This window comes from Actinoplanes sp. G11-F43, assembly GCF_050589265.1.
Taxonomy (GTDB): domain Bacteria; phylum Actinomycetota; class Actinomycetes; order Mycobacteriales; family Micromonosporaceae; genus Actinoplanes.
On the sequence record NZ_JBNZCE010000028.1, the window covers coordinates 15556 to 38718 of the forward strand.

Below are 23163 nucleotides of genomic sequence, written 5' to 3' on the forward strand. Positions count from 1 at the left end.
GTAGCCGAGAGGGTGGAGGAGTAGAAAGCTCACAGGGCTACCGGGAGGCTCGGCAAGTGTTCAGGCGTGTCGCGATCATCAACCGTGGAGAGGCCGCGATGCGGCTCATCCACGCCGTGCGGGATCTCTCCGCGGAGACCGGGAACCCGATCGAGACGGTCGCCCTCTACACCGACGAGGACCGGACCTCGACCTTCGTCCGTGAGGCGGATCTGACCTATCCGCTGGGTCCGGCGGCCGCGCGGCCCTATCTCAACCACGAGTTGCTGGAGCGCGCGCTCCTGGAGACCGGCGCGGACGCGGCCTGGGTCGGGTGGGGATTCGTCGCCGAGGACCCGGTGTTCGCGGAGTTGTGCGACCGGATCGGGGTCACCTTCGTGGGCCCGAGCGCGGAGGCGATGCGCAAGCTCGGCGACAAGATCGGCTCGAAGCTGATCGCCGAGGAGGTCGGCGTCCCGGTGGCGCCGTGGAGCCGCGGCGAGGTCGCGACGCTGGAGGACGCGCTGCGGGCCGGTGAGGAGATCGGTTACCCGCTGATGCTGAAGGCGACCGCCGGCGGTGGCGGACGGGGCATCCGGCGGGTCGACTCCGGCGAGGATCTGACCGACGCCTACGAGCGGACCAGCCAGGAGGCGCTGCGGGCGTTCGGCTCCGGCGTGGTGTTCCTGGAGCGTCTGGTGACCGGCGCCCGGCACGTCGAGGTGCAGATGATCGCCGACGGGCAGGGCGGCGCGTGGGCGCTGGGTGTCCGGGATTGTTCGGTCCAGCGGCGCAACCAGAAGATCATCGAGGAGTCGTCGTCGGTGGTCATGTCCGCCGACGAGGCCGCCGAACTCAAGGCCGCCGCGGTCCGGCTGGCACTCGCCGTCGGTTACCGCGGCGCCGGCACGGTCGAGTTCCTCTTCCACCCGGGCGACAAGCTGTTCGCGTTCCTCGAGGTCAACACGCGGCTTCAGGTCGAACACCCGATCACCGAGATCACCACCGGCACCGACCTGGTCAAACTCCAGCTGCATGTGGCCGCTGGCGGCCGCCTGGAGGGCGAGCAGCCGGCCGAGCAGGGGCACGCGGTCGAAGCCCGGCTGAACGCCGAGGACCCGGACCGGGACTTCGCGCCGTCGCCGGGCCGCATCGCCCGTCTCGCGCTGCCGGCCGGGCCGGGCATCCGGGTGGACACCGGGGTCAGCGAGGGCGACAGCATCCCGGCCGCGTTCGACTCGATGATTGCCAAGATCATTGCGTACGGCCGGGACCGCGACGAAGCCCTCGGCCGCCTGCGCCGGGCGATGGCCGAGACCACCGTGATCATCGAGGGTGGTTCCACCAACAAGAGCTTCGTGCTCGACCTGCTGGACCAGCCCGAGGTGATCGACGGCTCCGCCGACACCGGCTGGATCGACCGGGTCCGCGCCGAGGGCCGCCTGGTCAGCCACCGGCACTCGGCGATCGCCCTGGCCGCCGCGGGCATCGAGGCCTACCTGGACGAGGAGGAGGTCAGCCGGCAGCGGCTGCTCACCACCGCGCACGGTGGCCGCCCGCAGGTGCAGCACGACACCGGCCGCCCGCTGGACCTGAAACTGCGCGGCGTCGGCTACCGGGTCCAGGTCTCCCGCCTGGGCCGCCGGCGCTTCCGGATCGGCATCTTCTCCGGCGCCTCCTTCGGGCACGCCGACGTGGTGACCGAGCGGTTCGACGAGCACACCAGCCAGATGTACGTCAACGGCCACCGCTTCCGCCTCACCACCGCCACCCACGGTCCGATCCACACCATCGAGGTCGACGGGGTCACCCACCGGGTCAGCCGGGACGAGGGCGGCGTGGTCCGCTCCCCCGCGCCCGCCCTGGTGGTGGCCACCCCGCTCGCCGTCGGTGACGAGGTCGAGGCCGGTGCGCCCATCCTCGTGCTGGAGAGCATGAAGATGGAGAACGTGCTGCGGGCGCCGTTCAAGGCACGGGTGCGGGAGTGCCCGGTCGCGGTCGGCAGCCAGGTCGAGACCGGCGCGCCGCTGATGCGCCTGGAGCCGATCGGGAACGCCGACGAGCAGACCGAAGCCGCCGCCGCCCCGGTGGAGATCGACCTGCCGACCGGTCCGGAGACCGACCACGGCCTCGACGACCTGCGGGCCCTGCTGCTCGGTTACGACGTCGACCCGGCCGCGGTCAAGGGTTACCTCGCTGTGGCGGACCGCCGCCCGTCGGCCGGTGAGATCGATCTGCTGACCATCTGCGCCGACCTGCTGGAGCTGTCCCGCAACAAGCCGGGCGACGACAGCAAGCCCGAACCGGGCAGCGCCGTGCACAGCCCTCGCGAGTACTTCCACAGTTACCTCCGTAGCCTCGACGTGGAGCGGGCCGGGGTCACCGCCGACTTCCAGACCCGGCTCACCCAGGTGCTCGGGCACTACGGTGTGACCAGCCTGGACCGGACGCCGGAACTGGAGGACGCCCTCTTCCGGATCTTCCTGGCCCTGCAGAAGTCGGCGGCCAACGTCGGTGTCGTCTCCGGCATCCTGCGCCGCTGGATCGCCGGGAACCCGCCGCACGAGGCGGGCGTCGCCGAACGGGCCGGCATCACCCTGGAGCACCTGATCGAGGCCACCCAGATCCGGTTCCCGTCGGTGTCCGACCTGGCCCGGGGCATCGTGTTCCGCTGGTTCGCGCAGCCGCTGCTGCGGCGCACCCGGGCCGAGGTGTACGCCGCGGTCCGCGCCGACCTGCGCCACCTCGACCACCACCCGGCGGCACCGGACCGGGCCGCCCGCATCCAGAGCATGGTCGCCTGCTCGGAACCCCTCGTCCGCCTGCTCGGCCAGCGGATCGGGCGTCCCGGCCGCGATCACGTGCCGCTGCTGGAGGTGCTGACCCGCCGCTACTACGACAACCGTGGGCTCACCCCGGTCGAGGCCCGGGAGGTCAGCGGCGTGCGGTTCATGACCACGTCGCACGCCGGCGACCGGGTGACCCGGATCGCGGCCACCGCCGTCGACATCGCGGAACTGCCGGAATCGCTGCGGGCCCTCGGGCCGCTCGACGTGGACGTCGCCGACGTGTACATCGCGTGGGACGCCCAGCCCGCCTCCGCCGACGAGGTGGCGGACGCCCTGGGTGAGCACTTCGCGTCGCTGGCCCTGCCCGGGGTCCGGCGGATCACCGCGACCATCGCCGGGACCAGCGGTGCCGTCATGCACCACCACTTCACCTTCCGCGCCGACAAGTCCGGGAACTTCACCGAGGACCGGCTGATCCGGGGTCTGCACCCGCAGATCGCCCGCCGGCTCCAGATCTCCCGTCTGCGGGAGTTCGACCTCACCCGGCTGCCCTCCACTGACGAGGAGATGTACCTCTTCAAGGCGGTCGCCAAGAACAACCCGGCCGACGAGCGGCTCATCGCGATGTACCAGGTCCGCGACCTGACCGCACTGCGCCAGACCGACGGCCGCCTGGTCGCGCTGCCCGCCCTCGAACAGGCCGTGACCCTCACCCTGGACGCGATCCGCAACATCCAGGCGCAGCGCCCGCAGAACAAGAGGTTCGACACCAACCGGATCATGATGTACGTCTGGCCGGTCACCGAGTTGTCGCTGGACGAACTGAACGCGCTGGTGCAACGGATCCTGCCGACCGCGTCCGGGGCCGGTCTGGAGGAGGTGCAGTTCATCGCCCGCCAGCGCCGGTCCAGTGGGGAACTCACCGAGGTCGCGGTGACGATCACCCTGGAACCGGGCAACGGCGCGCACCTGCACGTGGGCGAGCCGTCGACGGATCCGGTGCAGCCGCTGGACGACTACCGCCAGAAGGTGCTGCGCGCGGCCCGGCGCGGGACGGTCTACCCGTACGAGCTGACCGGTCTCCTCGGCAGTTTCGAGGAGCACGACCTGGGCGCCTCCGGTGTGCTGGAGCCCGTCGACCGCCCCAAGGGCCGCAACTCGGCGGCCATCGTGGCCGGTGTGGTCACCACGGCGACCGACCGGTACCCGGAAGGCATCAAGCGGGTCGTGTTGCTCGGCGACCCGACCAAGTCCCTCGGTGCGCTGTCCGAGCCGGAATGTGCCCGGGTCATCGCCGCCCTCGACCTCGCCGAGTCGCTGCAGGTGCCGCTGGAGTGGTTCGCCCTCTCCGCCGGTGCCCGCATCTCGATGTCCTCCGGCACCGAGAACATGGACTGGGTCGCCGCCGCCCTCAAGCGGATCGTCGAGTTCACCCAGGCCGGCGGCGAGATCAACATCGTGGTGGCGGGCATCAACGTCGGCGCCCAGCCCTACTGGAACGCCGAAGCCACCATGCTCATGCACACCAAGGGCATCCTGGTGATGACCCCGGACTCGGCGATGGTCCTGACCGGTAAGCAGGCCCTCGACTTCTCCGGCGGCGTGTCGGCCGAGGACAACTTCGGCATCGGCGGCTACGACCGGGTGATGGGCCCGAACGGCCAGGCACAATACTGGGCGCCCAGCCTGCCGGCCGCCCGGGACGTGCTGATGGCGCACTACGACCACACCTATGTGGCGCCGGGTGAGAGCGGTCCGCGGCCCGCGCTGACCACCGACCCCGCCGACCGGGACGTCTCCGACTACCCGCACACGGTGGCCGGCAGCGACTTCACCACCGTCGGGCAGATCTTCTCGGCGAGCCACAACCCGGACCGCAAGAAGGCCTTCGACATCCGTACGGTCATGCGAGCCGTCTCCGACCAGGACCACCCGGTCCTGGAGCGGTGGGCGGGCATGGCCGACGCGGACACCTCGGTGGTGCAGGACGCGCACATCGGCGGCCGTCCGGTCTGCCTGGTCGGCATCGAGTCCCGTCCGGTCACCCGGCGTGGTTTCCCGCCCACCGACGGCCCGGACACCTACACCGCCGGCACCCTGTTCCCCCGGTCGTCGGCGAAGACCGCCCGCGCGATCAACGTCGCCTCCGGCAACCGCCCGCTCGTCGTGCTGGCGAACCTGTCCGGGTTCGACGGCTCCCCCGAATCGCTGCGCAACCTCCAGCTGGAGTACGGCGCGGAGATCGGCCGGGCGATCGTCAACTTCCGGGGGCCGATCATCTTCACGGTGATCTCCCGTTACCACGGTGGCGCGTTCGTGGTCTTCTCGAAGATGCTCAACCCGAACATGACCGTGCTCGCCATCGAGGGCTCGATGGCCTCGGTGCTCGGCGGCGCCCCCGCGGCGGCCGTCGTGTTCGCCGGGGACGTCAACAACCGGACCGCCAACGACCCGCGGGTCGTCGAACTCCAGGCACAGGTCGCGGCGGCGTCCGGTGCCGAGCGGGCCGCTCTCAACGCCCGCCTCGCCGAGGTCCACGCGTCGGTGCGGGCCGAGAAGCTCAGCGAGGTGGCCGCCGAGTTCGACCGGGTGCACAGCGTCCAGCGGGCGGTCGAGGTCGGCTCGGTCGACGCGATCGTCAGCACGGCCGAGCTGCGCCCGCGCATCATCGAGGCCATCGAACACGGCCTGAAGAGCTGACGAGGGTCCGCGACGCTGGTGGCCGAGCCGACTCCGGTCGGTTACGGCCACCAGCCCGCGCCCCGGGCGGTGGCTCGTTCCGGATAACCTCTTGCCTACCTGTACCTGGGGAAAGGGATTGGGTTGGCGATCGGCGACGACCTTCGGCTGCTTCGTGCCTACGAACCGGTGGCCAGATTCACCGAAGGTGAGTACTTCTTCCCGGTCTCGGTCGAGCAGTACGTCAGCAAGGCCAGCCTGTGGCGGGTCGAACCGCGGGGCGGCAGCCCGGTCCAGGTGCTCGCCCCCGGCGCGCTGACCCTCGACACGCTCGCCGCGGCCGGCGGCGCCGAGCAGGGTCTCGGTTACTCGCTGTCCGGCATCGGCAACGGCGACAAGCATCTCGCTCACATCCCGCTCCGGGACCGCCCGCCGCACCTGGCCAGATCCAGCCGCCTCGCGTCGGTGGGCCTGACCGGACGGCTCGTCGACACGCTCAACCGTTTCTCGCTGCTGTTCCGCGGCAGTGTCCCCGGCGGCAGCGCGGCACGCTCCTTCCTGTTGCAGCGCGACCACCTCGACACGTTGCGGCCCACCTACTACGCACGCGTGCTGCGCGACGACCCGTGGATCGTCTGCCAGTACTGGTTCTTCTACAGCTTCAACAACTGGCGTTCGGCGTTCGGCGGCGTCAACGAGCACGAGGCGGACTGGGAGCAGGTCACCGTCTACATCGACGCCTCGGGCTCGCCCGGCCCGGACGGCCTGCCCGACCCGTCGTGGGTGGTCTTCTCGGCACACGACGAGACCGGCGACGACCTGCGGCGCCGCTGGGACGACCCGGACCTGTCGGTGGTCGGCGGGCGGCATCCGGTGGTCTTCGTCGGGGCGGGCTCCCACTCCGGCGCCTACCTGCCCGGCGATTACCTGATCACCGTCCGGCCGCCCCGGCTCCGTGGCCTGGTTAACGCCCTGCGCTGGTCCGCCCGGCTGCTCGCCCCGTGGTCCCCCGAGGACCAGAGCAACGTCGGCATCCCGTACGTCGACTACGCCCGCGGTGACGGCCGCTCGGTCGGCCCCTCCCAGCGCGAGGCCTGGCGTGCGGTGGTCATCGACGACGACACCCCCTGGGTGCGTGACTTCCGCGGCCTGTGGGGCCGGGACACCCTCGACCGCCTCGGTGGCGAGCGGGGACCGGCCGGCCCCCGTTACCAGCGGGACGGCACCGTGCGCCAGGCGTGGGCGGACCCGGTCGGCTGGGCCGGGCTCGCCAAGGTCGTGCCCGACGCCGAGGCCGAACAGCGGCTCGTCGAGGAACGCAACCAGCGTGACATCGACCGGCTCGCCGAACTCGACGGCGAGATCACCACACTGCGCCACGAGATCACCCTGGCCGCCGCCGGGCTGCCCGCCGCTGCCCCCGAGGTCCGTGCCCTCGCCTCTGAGGAGCAGAAACTGCTCGGCATGCGGATGGAACGCACCCGCCTCGCCGATGAACTGCACCGCGCGGCCATTGCCACGCCCGACAACCAGCATCCGCACGCACATCTCCTGCATCGTCGTCTCCCTCTGGAGCAGGCCACCGGCTTCCTGGGCCGGGCCCGCTCCTGGTGGGCGGTGATCAGCACCCCGCTGATCCTCTGGGCCATCGGTGCCGTGATCTCTCCGCTGGACATCTCCGGTGAGGAGACCGCCCTAGCGCTCCTGTTGGTCCTTCTCCTGGTCGAAGGGTTCGTCCGGGGCAAGTTCCTGGCCGTGATCCTCCGTATCCTGCTGGCCGCCGCTCTGATATTCGTGCTGGTGGTGCTCTGGTTCGACGGTCGTTACGTGGTGACGTTCAGCCTGTTCGCCGCCGCTCTCCTGGTCTTGCTGGTCAACGTCCGGGAAGCGACCCGCCGCTGATCACACCTCGGCCTCGGCTGATCACCGCGCTCAGTTCTGCAGGTAGCGGATGACCGCCAGGACCCTGCGGTGGTCGGCGTCGGAGGGTGGCAGGCGGAACTTCGTGAAGATGTTGGTCACGTGCTTCTCCACGGCCCGCTCGGAGACCCGGATCGCCGCGGCGATGGCCGTGTTGGAGCGTCCCTGCGCCATCAGCTCCAGAACCTCGCGTTCCCGTGGTGTCAGCTCGGCGACCTGCTCCCGATGCCGGCTCCGGCCGAACAGCTGTGTGATCACATCGGGGTCGAGTGCCGTGCCCCCGGCCGCGACCCGGTGCAGCGCGTCCACGAAGTCGTCGAGTTGCACGACCCGTTCCTTGAGCAGGTATCCGACCCCCTCGGAACCACCGGCCAGGAGCTCGGCGACGAAGGCGGTCTCGACATACTGCGAGAAGATCAGCACGCCGGTCCCGGGGAACTCCCGCCGCAGCCGGACCGCGGCCCGCAGCCCCTCATCGGTGTGGCTGGGAGGCAACCGGATGTCCACGATCGCGACGTCGGGTGGTTCCTTCAGCACCGCTTCGAAGAGCGCGGGAACGTCGGTGACGGCGGCGAGCACCTCGTGCCCTCGCACCGCCAGCAGCTGGGCGAGCCCTTCTCGAAGAATCGCCGAGTCCTCAGCGATGACAATGCGCATCTACCCTGTCCTGCCCTCTCCAAAGTCTTTCGGGAACCGTCCAACCGCGCCCTCCGTAGCCGGTCACGCTGGTGCCGGACATGGGATCTCGACCGTGATCGTCGTCGGGCCGCCCGGTGGGCTGTCGATCCCCAGTCGCCCGTCGACGACCCCGATCCGATCGGCCAGGCCGGCCAGCCCGCCACCGGCCCGCTGGTGCGCGCCGCCGATCCCGTCGTCACGGACCCGCATCGTCAGGACCTCGTCCCGCAGATCGATCCGGATCGTAGCCTCGCGTGCCCCGCTGTGCCGTCCCGCGTTGGTGATCAGCTCGCAGATCGTGAAGTAGGCGATGCTCTCCAATGCCGGTGGTGGCCGCCGCGGCAGATTCGCCTCGATGGTCACCGGCACCGCGCTGCCGGCCGCGACGGTGTCGAGCGCCGCCGCCAATCCGTTGTCCAGAACCGGCGGATGAATGCCGCGAACCAGATCGCGCAACTCCGCGACCGCGATGGCCAGAGTGTCCTGTGCCGTGTCGACGGCCATCAGGATCTGCACGGTCGGCGCCTGGGCGGTGATCAGCTCCCGGACCATGGCCAGGTGCATGCCGACCCCGATCAGGCGGGCTTGTGCCCCGTCGTGGAGGTCTCGCTCCAGACGCCGCAGGATCGTGTCGGCGTCCCGCACCGCGCGATCGCGCGAGTCCCGCAGATCACTCATCCGCTGGCTGGAGCGACTCGGACCGAGCAGCACCCGGATGAGCAGACGCTCCACCGACAGCACCCAGCGCAGGATCCACGGGCCGAGCAGGAGCAGGAGCACCCCGAGGACCAGGGAGGCGATCCCCGCCGGCCCGAACGGATCCGGCTGGAACGGAATCGCGATCAGGCTGATCAACCCGTACACATAAAGTCCACCTCCCAATGCCAGGGACAACACCGCCACCGGCGGTTTCACCAGTGCGTAGGTGAGAAATCGCCAGCCGACGGGGTCACCGAGGACGGCACGTCGCCATCCGAACGCGCCACCTGTGCCGACGGCTCGTGGCGGGGCCGGAACCCGCTCACCGAGCAGCCGGGACGCCAGATCCCGCCGGCTCCCGCCGAGACCGGCCGCACCGCGCAGGACGGCCGCCAGCAGCCAGGCGCCGATCGGGGTCAGCAGCAGCACCACCCCGGCCAGGCTCCCGAGCAGCAGGAGGATCCCGCTCAGCAGGTCGATCGGCAGGACCAGGAACAGATAGGCCAGGCCTCTCTTCTCGCGGTCTCCGAAGATCGTGGTCAATGTCGTCTTCATCCCGCACAGCATCCCGCGCTGCGCCTTCGGGCCGCGATGGTGCCAGCACGCTGTTGATGGTGCGGTTAACCGCACCATCAACAGCGTGCTGGCACCACTGTGCCCGGCGGAATCCCCGGCCAAGCTCGACGGCATGCCTCACCTCTCCTGGAAGACCCTCATGGCGGCCGCCGTCGCCGGCCTGGGTGTCGTCAGCGGGTCCATCGCCGCTCCGGTCCCGGCGCTGTTCGGCCCGCTCCGGCCGACGCCTCCGGCGACCTACGACACCGTCGCCACGTGGCTGCGCGACAGCTCCGCCCCACCCGACCCGCACACCACCGCACCGCCGGAGGTGGCCGCCTTCTTCGCGCGTCTCACCAGTGCCGAGGCGATCGGTCTGGCCCACCGTTTCCCGGAGATCGTCGGCAATCTGGACGGCGTGCCGGCAGCGGTCCGCTACCGGGCGAACCAGACGCGGGATCCCCGGCTGGCGGGCCGGCAGATCCTCGCGTTCGACGATCGGGCGGACGGCCGCATCGCCGAGGTCTTCGGTGATCTCGACGCGGCGGAGCGGGTGGTGGTGCTGGTTCCCGGTGTGGACACCAGTCTGGACAACTTCGACGAGGGTCTCGGCGGTGTCCGGCGGCGCTCACCCGCGTGGCAGGCGCGGCAGTTGTTCGCGTGGGTTCACGTCGAGCGCCCGTCCGCCCGGGTCGCGGTGGTCGCCTGGCTCGGTTACGACCCGCCGGAGGGTTTCGGCAGCGACGTGATGCGGGAGGAGCGGGCCGCGGCCGGGGCGGGTTCCCTCAGCCGTTTCGTCGACGGCCTGGTGCTGGGCCGGCCGGCGCGGTCGGTCGCCGTGGTCGGTCACAGTTACGGTTCCACGGTCGCCGGGCTGGCCGCTCCCGTCCTGAGCGGTCAGGTCTCCGACCTGGTCGCGCTCGGCAGCCCCGGGCTGGGGGTCGGAGAGCGGTCCGAGCTGCACAGTGACGCCCGGGTGTGGGCCTGTGCCGCCCCGGACGACTGGATCAGGAGTGTCCCGGGCGTCCGCCTGCTGGGCGTCGGTCACGGGCGGCTGCCGTCCGATCCGGAGTTCGGTGCGCTGCCGCTGCCGTGCGACGACGTCGAGGGCCACGACGGCTACTTCGCCGACGGCACGTCATCGCTTCGAGCGTTGCGCGCCATCGCCGTCACCGGGCCGAACGGAGATCTCCGATGATCCTGGATGCTTTCGAGTTGCTGGCGCGCTGGGGCCGGCCCCGATCCGCCCTCGGCTGGCACGGAGACCGGAGCTCGGCCACCGAGATCCGGGTCAGGTTCCCCAGCTCACATGACCCGGTGCCACGGGTGGACCCGGCACCGGCCGTCGACAGGCCGCCCGATCCGCTGGCGGGCGCTTCCTACCGTGGCCCCGTGAGTGAGAATGATCGACACGCGTCACCGTTCCGGGGCTTCTGGGCATTGGCCGGCGGCGGGCTCGGCCTGACGATCCTGCTGGTGGTTCTGGATCCCGTGACGGCGTGGGAGCAGTGTGCCAACTACAACGGGAACGGCAACGCGAGCATCTACCGGGACGAGATGTGGGATCTCCTCATGCCGCTGCTGGTTGCTCTCTGGCTGACGGCCGTGGTGGTGGAGCAGATCGTCTCCGTCGTCCGGCACGGTTGTGCCGAGACGGTCCTGCGGGCGGTTCCCGCGATCACACTGGCGGTCTGCGGCGCGTGCTACATCGCGCGGCTGCAGATCCTCTGCCACTGAGAGGGCGGGAACGACCATGACCACCGCGGTCGCCGAGCTGGTCCGAGCAAACGCTCACGGCCGGCACCATCACCCCCGCCACCAGGGCGGTGGTGATCATTCGGACCCGCCTCATGATCACGAGATGGGGACCGCGTTCAAACCCGGCGACGGACACCGCCGGCCGGAGACGGACGAGAGCGGTGACGACCGGCTTCGATCAGCTGGCGTTGAGGACCACCGCGGCCAGGACGATACCCAGGATGGCGCCGCCGAGGCCGGCCGCGGCCGCGTACCAGCCGAGCGGGCGGTCACCGAGGAAGCCACCGACCAGACCGAGGATCACGGCGATGAGACCGGCGAAGACGGGATAGACGAGAACAGCGATCACGGCGAAGACGAAGGCGATGATCGTGCAGATGCGGGCGCCGGAGTTCGGGCGGCCGCCGGAGGGGTGGGACATGTCGGTGCCTCCCGAAGCTCGGGGATCGAAGACCCCGTCTGTCTACCCAGGACGGTGATCCACCATGCCCTCAGACAGTGGTGAGGAGTTCGACGATGCGATCCACGTAATCCCGCAGTTCACCGGCATCGCCGGGCACCACCTGCGGGGCGGCGTGCGCGAGCTGAGCATGACCGAGGTAAGCGCTGACCGCGAGCAGGGCCCGCCGCCGGGCTTCCGGCCGGGGCAGGCCCAGACCTTCGAACAACGTCGCGGTGTACGCCACCCGCCGCTCGGTGACCCGGGCCAGCACCGGTGCGACGTGCGGGTGGTCGGCGGTGGCCAGCATGCCCAGCTCGATCGACTCCTCACGGGAGCCGCCGGCGTATCCGATGACCGTACCGATCAGCAGTCGCAGCCGGGCCAGCGGATCGCTCTCGGTCTCGACCAGCGCGATGACGGCGTCGGTGTGGTCGCTCTCCCACCGGTTCAGTGCCGCCTCGATCAGGGCGTCCCGGTTGGCGAAATGCCAGTAGAAGCTGCCTTTGGTGGCACCGAGCCGGGCGGCGAGCGGTTCGACGGCGACGGCCGCGAGCCCACCACGGGCGATCGCCTGCAGGGCCGCACGGGTCCAGTCGTCGGCGGTGAGCCTGGTCGCGGGCTGCTTCGGCGAGCGGGGCGACGTCATTTCCATACGCTACAGTACGGAGAACCATACGGTTACGTATGGAAAAGGAGGTCCGCCCCCGTGGAGAACACTCACGAACGCGCACTCCCCGCTCCCGCCGCCGAGGTGGGGCGACTGCTGGACCGGCTGGCGTCCGCCGACGACCCGCTGTGGCCCTCTCCCTGGCCACCGATGCGGTTCACCCCTCCGCCGGGGAGCACCACACCGGACCGGCCGCTGCAGGTCGGCGCCGACGGCGGCCACGGCGCGATCCGGTATCACGTCACCGCCTACCAGCCCGGCCGGCTACTGGAATGCACCACACATCCCCGCATCGGTTTGACCGGCACCCACACGTTCGAGGTTCTGCCCACCGGCGACGACTCCTGCGTTCTGCGGCACCGCATCACCGGCCGGGCGCACGGTCGGATGCGTGTCCTCTGGCCACTGGCTGTCCGCGCCTGTCACGACGCGGTCCTGGAACACCTTCTGGACAATGCCGAGCGGGCCGTCACCGGCGCCGTCGCCCACCCGGTCCGCTACCCGCTCCGGGTCCGGCTGATCCTGGCGCTGTCCAGGGCGGCGGATCACGAACCGGAGGCGGCGACGTCGCGGGTCCGGTCGTGTGGTGTTCCCGGGGAGGCTGTTCTGCTCCATGAAGCGCTTCCTCGCCCGGATCTGGCCGACGCCTATACCGTCACAGTCGCGCCGGGAGTCGGGTGGGATCCGGAAGACTGGGCCGACGCCGTATTCCGGGATCCACCGCCTGTGGTGAACGGGCTTTTCCGCCTGCGTAACGCACTGGTGGCGCCGTTCGGTATCGCCCCGGGTGACCGTTCGGCCTTCGGCACGGTCGCTCGTAGCGAACGGGAAGTCCTGCTGGGTACCGATGCCGGGCACCTCGACTTCCGGGCGAGCGTCCTGGTCTCGTCAACCCACGACTGCACGACGGTGACCGTCTCCACACATGCCACCGCCCGTTCCCGGGCCGGGCGCGCCTATCTGTCCGTGGTCGAACTCGCCCACCCAGCCGTGGTCAAGGCCATGCTCCGGAGGGCCGCCGGTAAGGCGTCCATGCCGGATCACCACCCCGATACGTCCCGCGGGGGCTCGCGGTCACCGGCGGTCGGCTCGTGATCGCCGACGTCGGGATCTCGGAACGAGGGGCTCGGGCGGATCGTGCCTGCCGGTGGTCGTTCCGGACCTCCTCAAGGTGGTTAGACGAACGCCCCGAGTCCGGCTATGTCCCGTCGCTGAAGGAACGCCACAGGCCCTTGATCAGGCGTTCTCGCCAGGATTCGACGTCTCCGGCGAGAGTCGGATGCGTGCGTATCAGACCGTCCCAGTCGACTGTCCACCGCTCGGCCGAACGAGGGCCGAACCCGTCGGCGGCGGCGCCGATGTCCCTTCGCAGCAACGAGCGGACGACGACCGGGTCCACCGTGGTGTGTTCGGCGAGCAGCACGGCGTCGTACAGGTCCTTGGCCTTCGGATTCTCCTCGGACTCCAGCCAGCGCAGTTTCGAGGCGAGGGCCAGAGCCGGTGGCACGGCGAGCATCCGGACACCCGGCATGATCTCCAGCGTTTCGGGAGGCAGTGGCATGTCCTCGCCGAGGACCACGTCGACCATCACCCACAGATCCGGCTCTGCTTCGGTGCCGAACGGGAAACCGAGCCTGAGGCCCGGGGCGTCGTTGTACTCCCAGAGGTGCCGGTCCTGCACCCGGGACGGATCGTCGGCGAGCCCGATCAGACCGTCACGCAGCTCGGCTGTGCTGCGATCCCAGAGTTCAGGGAGGTAGGGAACAGCGATCAGATCGATGTCGGCCGGCATTCGGGCGGCACCGCCGAGCTGCGCGCGGAGGGCGACGCTGCCGCACAGGACAAGCCGATCGGCCCACGGCGACGCGGCGATCCGCTTCAGCATCGAGTAGATGGCGTCCAGGCGGGCAGCCTCCACGCGGTGCCGTCGACGCCGTACCAGACGCCTTTGTCGTAACGGCCGAGGCTCCAGGGCCACGGGTCCGTTCTGCCCGACAGCTCCGGCACCTGATCGGCCGCCTCGATGATCCGGCCCTCAGCGATCCGGTCCCCAGCGATCCGGCCTTCGGTGATCCGGCCCCCAGTGATCCGGCCCCCAGTGATCCGGCCCTCAGCGATCCGGCCCTCAGCGATCCGGCCCTCAGCGATCCGGCCCTCAGCGATCCGGCCCTCAGCGATCCGGCCCTCAGCGATCCGGCCTTCGGTGATCCGGTCTCCGCCCGGTTCCGGGGCGGTGTCGCAGACGACGTTACGCACCTCGGTCTCGACGACCTCATAACCCGCGCTGGTGAGCGCGTCGACCAGAGGGGTCAGCTGTGCACGGGCGGACGGCCGGCCCGGAGCCGGACAGCGTCGGGTCACGAACCTCTGTGTGCCGCCGGCGGTGTCCGGGCGTGCGGCATCGCGGGACAGGCGTGCCTCGTACTGTTCGATCAGGGTGATGAGCTCGGCGATCCGGTCCGGCGACGCATCCGGGAGCCGGAGTTCGAGGTGCTGTTCGGCATAGCGCCCGGTCTCCGGCGTACCGCAGTCGTTCGGGTCTGCCGTGATCTTGAGACGCACCGGATGGAGCCCGCAGTCCCGGAGGCGGATCCGTTCCTCGTGGGCGGCTTCGATGACGTCGTCGAGGAAACCCCGGGCCCGATAGGACAACGTCGGCCGACTCGGATCGTCAACGCCGTCCAGGAGGATGTCGCTGAACGTCAGCCCCTCCCGGCCCGCCGTCTCGGCAGCCTGGAGTCGTTCGCTGCCGAGCACGGTCAGGTGGACCTCGAACTCCCCGCGCACAGCGATCAGCCTAAGCCGCGAACGACGAGGAACGCGGGCTCAGGCCAGCATCCGGGCGAACTCCTCCGGCTCGATCACCGGGATGCCCAGTTGGGCTGCCTTCTTCGCCTTCGCCGTGGTGGTCTCGGCGGTCACCAGAGCCGTGGTCTTCGCCGAGACGCTGCTGCTGGCGGAGCCGCCCAGGGCCTCGATGCGTTCGCTGACCGTGGTCCTCGTGTAGCCGGGGACCGAGCCGGACACCACAAACGTCTTGCCGGCCAAGGGCTTGGCGCCGCCGTCGTCCAGGACCGCCATGGTCAGGCCGGCCTCGGTCAGGCGGTCGATCACCTCGCCCATCGCCACCAGGCCGTCGACCACGTGCTGGGCCTTGATCAGGCCCATCTTGTCGATCTCCGCTATCTCCTCGACGGTGGCCGCGCGCAATGCCGGCATCGACTTGAAGCGGGCCGCCAGCCAGCGGCCCACACTGCGGCCGGTCATCCGGATGCCGAGGCCGGTGACCACCCGGTTGAACGGCTGTTTCTTGCTGGCCTCCAAACCGGCGACGATGCGCTCGGCGTTGGCGCGGCCCAGCATCACCGTGCCGCCGGCGGCCGTCCGGCCGACCGGGAGTTCGGCGATCGTGTCGACGCTCAGCGAATACAGATCGGCGACGGTGCGGGCCAGGCCGGCCTCGATGACCGCGTCGCAGAACGAGTCGCCGGCACCGTCGACGTCGAGGGCCTCTCGACTGCACCAGTAGGCCAGGGCGTTGGCCGCGGCACACGAGGCGGTGTGGCAACGCCAGAGCAGGCTCGACCTGTCCCACGCCTCGCCGCACTGCGGGCAGACGTCGGGCGCCACCCACGGGGTGAGACCGTGCGGCTGGTCACCGATCGGCGAGGTGACCCGCGGGATCACGTCACCGGCACGCCACACCGCGACGGTCTGGCCGATGGCGAGCCCCTGCTCGGCCACCCACTGCGGATTGTGCAGGGTGGCCTTGGTGACGGTGGTGCCGCTGACGTAGACCGGATCGATGATGGCGCGCAGGCTGATCCGCCCGGTCCGGCCGACCCGCACCTCGATGTCGCGCAGCACGGTCGAGGCGGTGTCCGGCGGATATTTGAAGGCGACCGCCCAGTACGGCGTGCGGCTGGCGAGACCCAGCCGCCGGCGGGTGGACTCGGCGTTGGCTTTGATCACCGCGCCGTCGATCGGGAAGGCCAGTGTCGTGCGGCGGGCCCCGATCAGGTCGATCGCGGCGGTCACCTGCTCGGCGGTGAAACACTCCCCGGCCGCCTCGGGGATCAGCCGGCAGGCGGCGGGGAAGCCCAGCTCCTCGGCCCGGTCCATCCGCCCGAGATGGGTGCCGGACGGGTCGACCCCCTCGCCGGTGATCTCGTAGGTCGCGAAGGTCATCGGAGCGTCGTACGCCCGATCGATGCTCCGGATCGCCCCGGCCACCGCACCTCGCGAGTTGACGAACGCCTTGCCACCGGCCTCGACCCGGTTGGCGCTGGCCGCCTCGAAGTCGTCGACGGTCATGTAGACCTCGCCGCGTACCTCCCCCGACCAGGGCAGCCCGAGCGTGGCGGGCAGCCCGGCGACACCGCGGCGGACCTGGGCGGTCACGTCCTCACCGGTGGCGCCGTCACCGCGCAGAGCGGCCAGGGTGAGGGTGCCGCCGACATATTCGGCGCGGATGGCGAGCCCGTCGAGTTTGACCTCGACCAGGCAACCGTCGCCGGCCAGGGTGGCGACGAACGCCTCGACCTCCTCCGGCGTCTTGATCTTGTCAAGGGAGAGCATCGCGGTGGGGTGACGCACGTCGCCGCCGGCAGAGGCCCCCGCGGCCACTGCGGTGGTGACACCCTGGTCGTCCCATTCCGGGTGCTCGGTGATCGACGCCGCGATCCGGTCGGCGAGCAGGTCGTAGTCGGCGTCGGTCATCACCGCATCGCCGGTGTCGTAATACGCCCGGGCGGCATGCCGGGCCGTCTCGACCGCCTCGTCGAAGGACGTGCGATCCGCGAAGCCGGACGGGCCGGACGGGCCGGACGAGGCTGCGCCGGACAAGGCTGCGCCGGACGAAGCTGCGCCGGACGAAGCTGTGGGGGTTGAACGACTGACCATGCCCGAAGGTTACGGCCAGGGTCCGACAAAAATGGGACCTGCCGAGATCGCGGCGTCAGAGGAAACGCCGGATCAGGCGCAGGTGTGCGGGCCGCAGACCACGACTGGCGTTCGGGCTGATCAGCAACGCCTGACCGGCCGGCACCTCAGTGCGATGGTGGTCGACCTCGACGTCATCCGTCCAGATCAACCGGCGACCGGAAGCGATCACCCGTTGAGCCGCCGCCCACTTCAGTTCACAGCCGGTGGCGGACGGCGCGGAGGCGGGAACGGGTGTGCTGAAGGCGCGCGGCAACGACGGCAGCCCGAACCCCTCCTCCAGCGCGGCGGCCTCGGCGCACCAGGTCGAGCACCAGGTCACCTCGACGAGACCGGACTCGTGCAGGTCACGGATCGCCGTGATGAGGCGTGGCTCGAAGCGGATCCGGTAGTCGTACACATCAATTGTTGAAAAGATTTGAACGACGCGAGGCGAGCTGTACCAACCGGCACGGTACGCGTTGATCACCCCGTCGACGTCGAGCAGCCAGACCGGGGTCCGCGCGGCTATCCGGGTCATCTCCACGCCGTCGACCGTAGTGCGTCGATGTGTCGATGTGTCGCCCGGCCCACGCTAAAACGAACGATCGTTCTTGACAAGCGGACGAGGCTCGGCGCACGCTTAAAACGAACAGTCGTTCTCTTTGAGTAGAAGGAGTTCCCATGGCCAGCGACAAGCCCTGGGCGCGGGTCGCCTCGACGGTCGGGCTACTCACGGTCACCATCAGCGTGCTACTCACCGCGTTCGCCTGGCCGGCCGTGCGGTCCACCGTGCACGACGTCCCGATCGCCGTCGCCGGCCCCGCACCGGCCGTCGCGCAGGCCACCGCCGCTCTCGACCAGCATGCACCGGGCGCCTTCGAGGTCATCGCGGTCGGCGATACCGCAGCCGCCGAACGGCTCATCCGAGACCGAGACGCGTACGGCGCCATCGATCTGACCTCAGGAAAACCACAGATCATCACCGCCTCCGCCGCCAGCGCCGCCGTCTCCCAGGCACTCACCGCACTCGGCGCCGGCTTCGCCCGAGCAGAAGATCAAGGACAGACCCCAGCCGCCGTACGGGACATCGTGGCCCTGCCCACCGACGACCCCCGTGGTGCCGGCCTCGCCGCCGGGGCGCTACCCCTGGTGATCGGCGGGATCCTGGCCGCCGCTCTGCTCACCGCCCGCATTCGTGGCATCGGCCGCCGGACGGTCGGCGCGCTGAGCTTCGCGGTCCTCGGTGGGCTGGCGATGGCGGCCATCCTCCAGTTCTGGCTGGGGTCGCTGGACGGCGGCTACTGGGCTAACGCCGGCGCGATCACCCTGAGCGTCGCCGCCACCGCACTCACCCTGCTCGGCCTGGAATCCCTGCTGGGCGCGGCCGGACTCGGCCTCGGCGCGGCCACCATGATGCTGATCGGCAACCCGCTGTCCGGAATGTCCAGCGCGCCGGAGATGCTGCCCGGCTGGTCCGGCGCCCTCGGCCAGTTCCTGCCACCGGGGGCGGGCGGCTCGCTGCTCCGCTCCACCGCCTTTTTCGACGGCGCCGGCGCTGCACAACCCGTCACGGTCCTCCTCAGCTGGCTCACATTCGGTGCGCTGCTCTGCCTCGCGAGCGCGCTGCGTGCCCGCCGTCGGCCGATTTCGATCACCACCGACCCGGTCGCTGTCCCGGCGGTACCCACGCCGGCCTGACTCCAGCCGTCATTCCTCGACGAGGCCGCCTCCTGCCCTAAGCGGCCTCGTCACCGTATTTCCGGACAGCGGGTACGGCCCGGCCCGCTGCCTCGAACCCGATCACGTCCGGACAGTCGCCGCCGCACTCGCCGCACTCGATCCGGAACACCTGCGGGACCGATTCGATCCACCGGCCATGACAGCCGCGGAGATCTACCCGGTCGTCTGGGCGGGCTCGGTGCCCGATGATCTGCTCGCGCGCTTCACAGTCCTCTGCCGCTTCTACGAGGCTGCGGCCGATAACGATCAGGCTGCGCTCCTGACGATCTGCTGATCAGAAATCGTCAGCCACCGCGCGAATGTTCGGGTCCGGGCTGCCGGCGGCGCGTTCGACCAGCTCGGCGAGGGCGGTCCAGGCACGCAGATGGTCGAGCAGTTCCGCCAGGCGCCGAAATTCGTCATCGTCCGCGGCGTCGAGGCGGGCGAGCACGTCACGGTCCAGGCCGGGCAGATCCCCCATTCGGTACGGCACGGTCAGCGCCGCGCGCACCGCCCCCGCCCACCCGTGTGAGATGGACAGCGGGATCAGACGGTCGAGCAGTTCCGGCACATCGTCGGGAAAGCCGGCCAGGAATTCCAGGGCCACACTCCGGTCCCAGCCGCCGTCGTCGATGGCTCGGGCAAGCGTCGCGGCCCGCCGCTCGGCGTGCCGCCAGAACTCGGCCCGAAGCCGAGCCCGCTCCTGCTCGACCGCGACAAGCGCGGTCCACATCGCCCGGTCCCCGGCCATCCACAAAAGCTACCGCGAGTGACCCCGGCGGCAAGAGACCCCGGCGGCGAGAGGCCCGACAGCGAGAGGCCCAGCGGCGAGAGGCCCAGCGGCGAGAGGCCCAGCGGCGAGAGGCCCAGCGGCGAGAGGCCCAGCGGCGAGTTCCGAGGCGCTTCGCGCTGGAACTCGCCTCTAGCGCGGGCCGTCAATGACCGGGGCCACACCGCCCCCACGCAGGTAGGGCCGCGCGGCGTTGAATTGTTCAAAGATGATCTTGCAAGATCCGGCAAAGCTGCGCGATTCAGCGGGATGAAACGATCCATAATTTACCGGCCGGAAACCGTTGACGACTTCGTCACATCGATACAGACTCTCTTGGAAAGCGCTTTCCTCCTGCTGGCATCCCGCCCTGAGGTGAGCGCTTCGTGCTAGGTCATCGACACACATGAAGGAGGGGCGTGTTGAGTGCCATCGGCGAACTCCAGCGCCTCAGTGCCTCCAAGGGCAGCCCACCCCACAAGCGAGACAACAAGGCCGCGTTCCTCTTCCTGCTGCCCTGGTTCGCCGGGCTGCTGCTGATCACCGCCGGACCGGTGGCAGCCTCGTTCCTGCTCGGCTTCACCGACTACAACCTGCTCCAGCCGCCCGAATTCAACGGCCTGGACAACTGGACCCGGATGCTCGGCGACGAACGGCTGCACGGCTCGCTGATCGTCACCTTCAAATACGTCCTGATCAGCGTCCCGCTGCAGCTGGCGGCGGCGCTCGGCCTGGCGATGCTCCTCGACCGGGGGCTGCGCGGCCTGGCCTTCTACCGGTCCGCCTTCTACCTGCCGAGCCTGCTGGGTTCGAGCGTGGCGATCGCGGTGCTGTGGCGGCAGCTGTTCGGCGCGGAGGGCCTGTTCAACCAGTTCCTCGGCTTCTTCGGGATCAGTGGCCAGGGCTGGATCTCCGACCCGGACACCGCACTGTCCACCTTGATCGTGCTGAACGTGTGGACGTTCGGCGCCCCGATGGTGATCTTCCTGGCCGGGCTGCGGCAGATCCCCACGATGTACTACGAGGCCGCGAGCGTGGACGGTGCCAGCAAATGGCTCCAGTTCCGCCGGATCACGATGCCGCTGCTGTCGCCGATCATCTTCTTCAACCTGGTGCTGCAGATCATCCACGCGTTCCAGTCGTTCACCCAGGCGTTCGTGGTGTCCAACGGCACCGGCGGCCCGTCCGACTCGACGCTGTTCTACACGCTCTACCTCTACCAGCGCGGGTTCAACAACTTCGACATGGGGTACGCCTCCGCCCTCGCGTGGCTGCTCCTGCTGATCATCGCCGCTTTCACCGCGGTGAACTTCTGGGCCGCGAAGAAGTGGGTTTTCTACGATGACTGACCTCAAGGACCGCGTCGTGCGAATCGACACGACGGACGACCCACCACCGCCGCGCTTCCCGACCCCCCGGCTCATCAAGACCACGGCCAAACACGCCGCCCTGATCGCCCTGGCGGTGGTGATGCTCTACCCGGTGATCTGGATGGTGGTCAGCTCACTGCGGCCCAACGAGGAGATCTTCCGCTCCCCCGGCCTGGTCCTGGGCAGCTTCGAGACGGCCAACTACAGCGAGGGCTGGAACGCCCTGTCCGACCCGTTCGGCCACTACCTGCTGAACTCGGCGATCGTGGTGCTCGGCTGCATCATCGGCAACCTGGTCTCCTGCTCGATGGCCGCCTATGCCTTCGCCCGCCTGGAGTTCACCGGCAAGAAGTGGTGGTTCGCCATCATGCTCGGCACCATCATGCTGCCGATCCACGTGATCATCGTGCCGCAGTACGTGATGTTCTCGAACCTCGGCTTCGTCAACACGTTCCTGCCGCTGATCCTGCCGAAACTGCTGGCCACCGACGCGTTCTTCGTGTTCCTGATGGTGCAGTTCATCCGCGGCCTGCCGAAGGAGCTGGACGAGGCGGCCCGGATCGACGGCGCCGGGCATCCACGGATCTTCGTCCAGGTGATCCTGCCGCTGATGCTGCCGGCCCTGGCCACCACCACGATCTTCACGTTCATCTGGACCTGGAACGACTTCTTCAGCCAGCTGATCTATCTGACCGACCCGGAGATGTACACGGTTCCGGTGGCGCTGCGCTCCTTCGTGGACGCCACCGTGTCGACGAGCTGGGGCTCCATGTTCGCGATGAGCGTGGTCTCCCTGCTGCCGATCTTCCTCGCCTTCCTCATCGGCCAGCGATTCCTGGTCAAGGGCATCGCCACCACCGGTATCAAATAGCTCTCGAGAGGACCACCCATGGGATACAGCCGCAGGTCAGCCCTCACTCTCGCCACCGGCCTGGTCGCCGGGGCCTCGCTCGCCGCCTGTGGTGGTGGGGGCGGCGACGCCGGTGGGGACATCTCGAAGGACGCGGTGAAGCTGCGTTTCACCTGGTGGGGGTCGGACGCCCGGCATCAGCGCACGCAGCAGGCGATCGACCTGTTCACCAAGAAGCACCCGAACATCACCGTCTCCGGTGAGTTCAAGGAGTGGAACGGCTACTGGGACAGCCTGGCCACCACGGTCGCCGCGAACGACGCCCCGGACATCATCCAGATGGACGAGCTGTACCTCGCGTCGTACGCCGAACGCGGCGCCCTGCTGGACCTGGGTGAGGCGTCGAAGCACCTGAAGACCGACGGCATCGACGCGGCGGCGCTGGACACCGGCAAGGTCGACGGCAAGCAGTTCGCGGTGCCGACCGGCCTGGCCGCGCTCTCGATCGTGGCGAACGTGTCGCTGCTGGAGCAGTACAAGATCGCAATCCCGGACGACGCGAAGTGGACCTGGGACGACCTGAAGCGGATCGGCCAGGAGGTCTCCAAGGCGTCCGGCGGCAAGGTGACCGGTGTGCAGTCGTGGGGCTTCGACACCGGCACCGTCAACATCTGGGCCCGGCAGGCCGGCGGCTCGCTCTACCAGGCCGACAAGGTGTCGATCGAGCCGGCGGTGCTCACCGCGTACTGGCAGTACCTGCTGGATCTGGCCAAGGACGGCACCGCGCCGTCGCCGTCGGTGACGGTGGAGCGGGCCAGCGCCCCACTGGACCAGTCCGGTACCGCGACCAACACCTCGGTGTTCGGCGTGTGGTGGAACACCCAGCTCACCTCGCTCGCCGCGGCCAGTGGGCAGAAGCTGGAACTGCTCAAACTGCCGTCGAACGGCCAGCCGGCGGCGGCGCAGAGCCCGTACTACAAGCCTTCGATGTTCTGGTCCGTGTCGTCCCGGTCGGAGCACCCGGCCGAGGCGGCGCTCTTCGTCGACTTCCTGCTGAACACCCCGGAGGCAGGCGACGTGCTGCTCACCGACCGCGGGGTGCCGTCCAACGGCACGGTCCGCACCGCGATCACGCCGAAGCTGGCCGACGCCGACAAGACAGCCGCCGACTTCCTGGCCGAGCTTCAGGTCGGCACCGCGCCGCAGGTCACCCCGAACGGCGCGAGCAGCATCGAGGCGATCCTCAAGCGGCACACCGAGGAGGTGCTCTTCGAGCGGCAGACGCCCCAGCAGGCCGCCGACGCCTTCATCAAGGAGCTGCAGACCGAGATCGACGCGGCCTGATCAAAACCTGACAACCCCTGCA

At 69.7% G+C, this 23163-nt stretch carries 19 protein-coding genes; 10 read left to right on the plus strand and 9 right to left on the minus strand.

The window, feature by feature from the left end; translation table 11 throughout:
• Positions 1-56: 56 nt before the first annotated feature.
• Together ACQ0O7_RS31075 and ACQ0O7_RS31080 are read left to right on the plus strand one after the other, a co-directional pair.
• A complete protein-coding gene (locus tag ACQ0O7_RS31075) occupies positions 57-5468 on the plus strand; it encodes a carboxyl transferase domain-containing protein (protein ID WP_430787223.1) in 5412 nt (1803 codons plus the stop codon).
• A 123-nt stretch (positions 5469-5591) separates the two neighbouring features.
• A complete protein-coding gene (locus ACQ0O7_RS31080; protein WP_430787225.1) occupies positions 5592-7349 on the plus strand; it encodes a hypothetical protein in 1758 nt (585 codons plus the stop codon).
• Positions 7350-7379: 30 nt separating this feature from the next.
• Here ACQ0O7_RS31080 and ACQ0O7_RS31085 read toward each other — a convergent pair whose 3' ends face one another.
• Entirely contained in the window at positions 7380-8024 is a 645-nt protein-coding gene (locus tag ACQ0O7_RS31085) for a response regulator transcription factor (protein WP_430787227.1), read from the minus strand.
• Positions 8025-8087: 63 nt separating this feature from the next.
• Entirely contained in the window at positions 8088-9299 is a 1212-nt protein-coding gene (locus tag ACQ0O7_RS31090) for a sensor histidine kinase (RefSeq protein ID WP_430787229.1), read from the minus strand.
• A gap of 85 nt (positions 9300-9384) precedes the next feature.
• Between ACQ0O7_RS31090 and ACQ0O7_RS31095 the strand changes: the two genes are divergently transcribed.
• Positions 9385-10497 carry an alpha/beta hydrolase gene (locus ACQ0O7_RS31095; RefSeq protein ID WP_430787231.1) on the plus strand — a complete coding sequence of 371 codons (1113 nt, stop codon included), beginning with the start codon at positions 9385-9387 and terminating at the stop codon, positions 10495-10497.
• Positions 10498-10691: 194 nt separating this feature from the next.
• Positions 10692-11036, plus strand: a complete 345-nt coding sequence (locus tag ACQ0O7_RS31100) for a hypothetical protein (RefSeq protein ID WP_430787233.1) — start codon at positions 10692-10694, stop codon at positions 11034-11036.
• A gap of 199 nt (positions 11037-11235) precedes the next feature.
• Here ACQ0O7_RS31100 and ACQ0O7_RS31105 read toward each other — a convergent pair whose 3' ends face one another.
• Both ACQ0O7_RS31105 and ACQ0O7_RS31110 read right to left on the minus strand, forming a co-directional pair.
• Positions 11236-11478: a hypothetical protein gene (locus tag ACQ0O7_RS31105; RefSeq protein WP_430787235.1), complete on the minus strand. Its 243-nt coding sequence runs from the start codon at positions 11476-11478 to the stop codon at positions 11236-11238.
• 70 nt (positions 11479-11548) lie between these two features.
• A complete protein-coding gene (locus ACQ0O7_RS31110; protein ID WP_430787237.1) occupies positions 11549-12145 on the minus strand; it encodes a TetR/AcrR family transcriptional regulator in 597 nt (198 codons plus the stop codon).
• A 60-nt stretch (positions 12146-12205) separates the two neighbouring features.
• Here ACQ0O7_RS31110 and ACQ0O7_RS31115 point away from each other — a divergent pair, with 60 nt between their 5' ends.
• Entirely contained in the window at positions 12206-13261 is a 1056-nt protein-coding gene (locus ACQ0O7_RS31115; RefSeq protein ID WP_430787239.1) for a DUF2867 domain-containing protein, read from the plus strand.
• A 103-nt stretch (positions 13262-13364) separates the two neighbouring features.
• Here ACQ0O7_RS31115 and ACQ0O7_RS31120 read toward each other — a convergent pair whose 3' ends face one another.
• From ACQ0O7_RS31120 to ACQ0O7_RS31135, 4 genes are read right to left on the minus strand one after another with little or no spacing between them, the layout of a single operon-like run.
• Positions 13365-14084 (minus strand): nucleotidyl transferase AbiEii/AbiGii toxin family protein, encoded by a 720-nt coding sequence (locus ACQ0O7_RS31120; RefSeq protein ID WP_430787241.1) that lies wholly within the window; start codon positions 14082-14084, stop codon positions 13365-13367.
• Complete coding sequence (locus ACQ0O7_RS31125; protein WP_430787243.1) at positions 14045-14953, minus strand: hypothetical protein; 909 nt, start codon at positions 14951-14953, stop codon at positions 14045-14047. Before ACQ0O7_RS31125 ends, ACQ0O7_RS31120 begins: the two co-directional genes overlap by 40 nt.
• A gap of 39 nt (positions 14954-14992) precedes the next feature.
• The gene (ligA, locus tag ACQ0O7_RS31130) at positions 14993-17068 is read right to left on the minus strand and encodes an NAD-dependent DNA ligase LigA (RefSeq protein ID WP_430787245.1); all 2076 of its coding nucleotides are present in this window, start codon (positions 17066-17068) and stop codon (positions 14993-14995) included.
• A gap of 55 nt (positions 17069-17123) precedes the next feature.
• On the minus strand, positions 17124-17633 hold the full coding sequence (locus ACQ0O7_RS31135; protein ID WP_430787247.1) for a hypothetical protein: 510 nt from the start codon (positions 17631-17633) through the stop codon (positions 17124-17126).
• A gap of 137 nt (positions 17634-17770) precedes the next feature.
• Here ACQ0O7_RS31135 and ACQ0O7_RS31140 point away from each other — a divergent pair, with 137 nt between their 5' ends.
• Both ACQ0O7_RS31140 and ACQ0O7_RS31145 read left to right on the plus strand, forming a co-directional pair.
• Positions 17771-18787: a hypothetical protein gene (locus ACQ0O7_RS31140; RefSeq protein WP_430787249.1), complete on the plus strand. Its 1017-nt coding sequence runs from the start codon at positions 17771-17773 to the stop codon at positions 18785-18787.
• Entirely contained in the window at positions 18717-19103 is a 387-nt protein-coding gene (locus ACQ0O7_RS31145) for a DUF1877 family protein (RefSeq protein ID WP_430787251.1), read from the plus strand. Before ACQ0O7_RS31140 ends, ACQ0O7_RS31145 begins: the two co-directional genes overlap by 71 nt.
• On the opposite strand, the gene ACQ0O7_RS31150 is transcribed toward ACQ0O7_RS31145, so the two are convergent.
• Positions 19104-19559, minus strand: a complete 456-nt coding sequence (locus ACQ0O7_RS31150) for a hypothetical protein (RefSeq protein ID WP_430787253.1) — start codon at positions 19557-19559, stop codon at positions 19104-19106.
• A gap of 437 nt (positions 19560-19996) precedes the next feature.
• On the opposite strand from ACQ0O7_RS31150, the gene ACQ0O7_RS31155 reads away from it, so the two are divergent.
• From ACQ0O7_RS31155 to ACQ0O7_RS31165, 3 genes are read left to right on the plus strand one after another with little or no spacing between them, the layout of a single operon-like run.
• Positions 19997-20926: a carbohydrate ABC transporter permease gene (locus ACQ0O7_RS31155; RefSeq protein WP_430787255.1), complete on the plus strand. Its 930-nt coding sequence runs from the start codon at positions 19997-19999 to the stop codon at positions 20924-20926.
• 16 nt (positions 20927-20942) lie between these two features.
• Entirely contained in the window at positions 20943-21818 is an 876-nt protein-coding gene (locus ACQ0O7_RS31160) for a carbohydrate ABC transporter permease (protein ID WP_430787257.1), read from the plus strand.
• An 18-nt stretch (positions 21819-21836) separates the two neighbouring features.
• Positions 21837-23141, plus strand: a complete 1305-nt coding sequence (locus ACQ0O7_RS31165) for an ABC transporter substrate-binding protein (protein WP_430787259.1) — start codon at positions 21837-21839, stop codon at positions 23139-23141.
• The last annotated feature ends 22 nt before the right edge of the window (positions 23142-23163 follow it).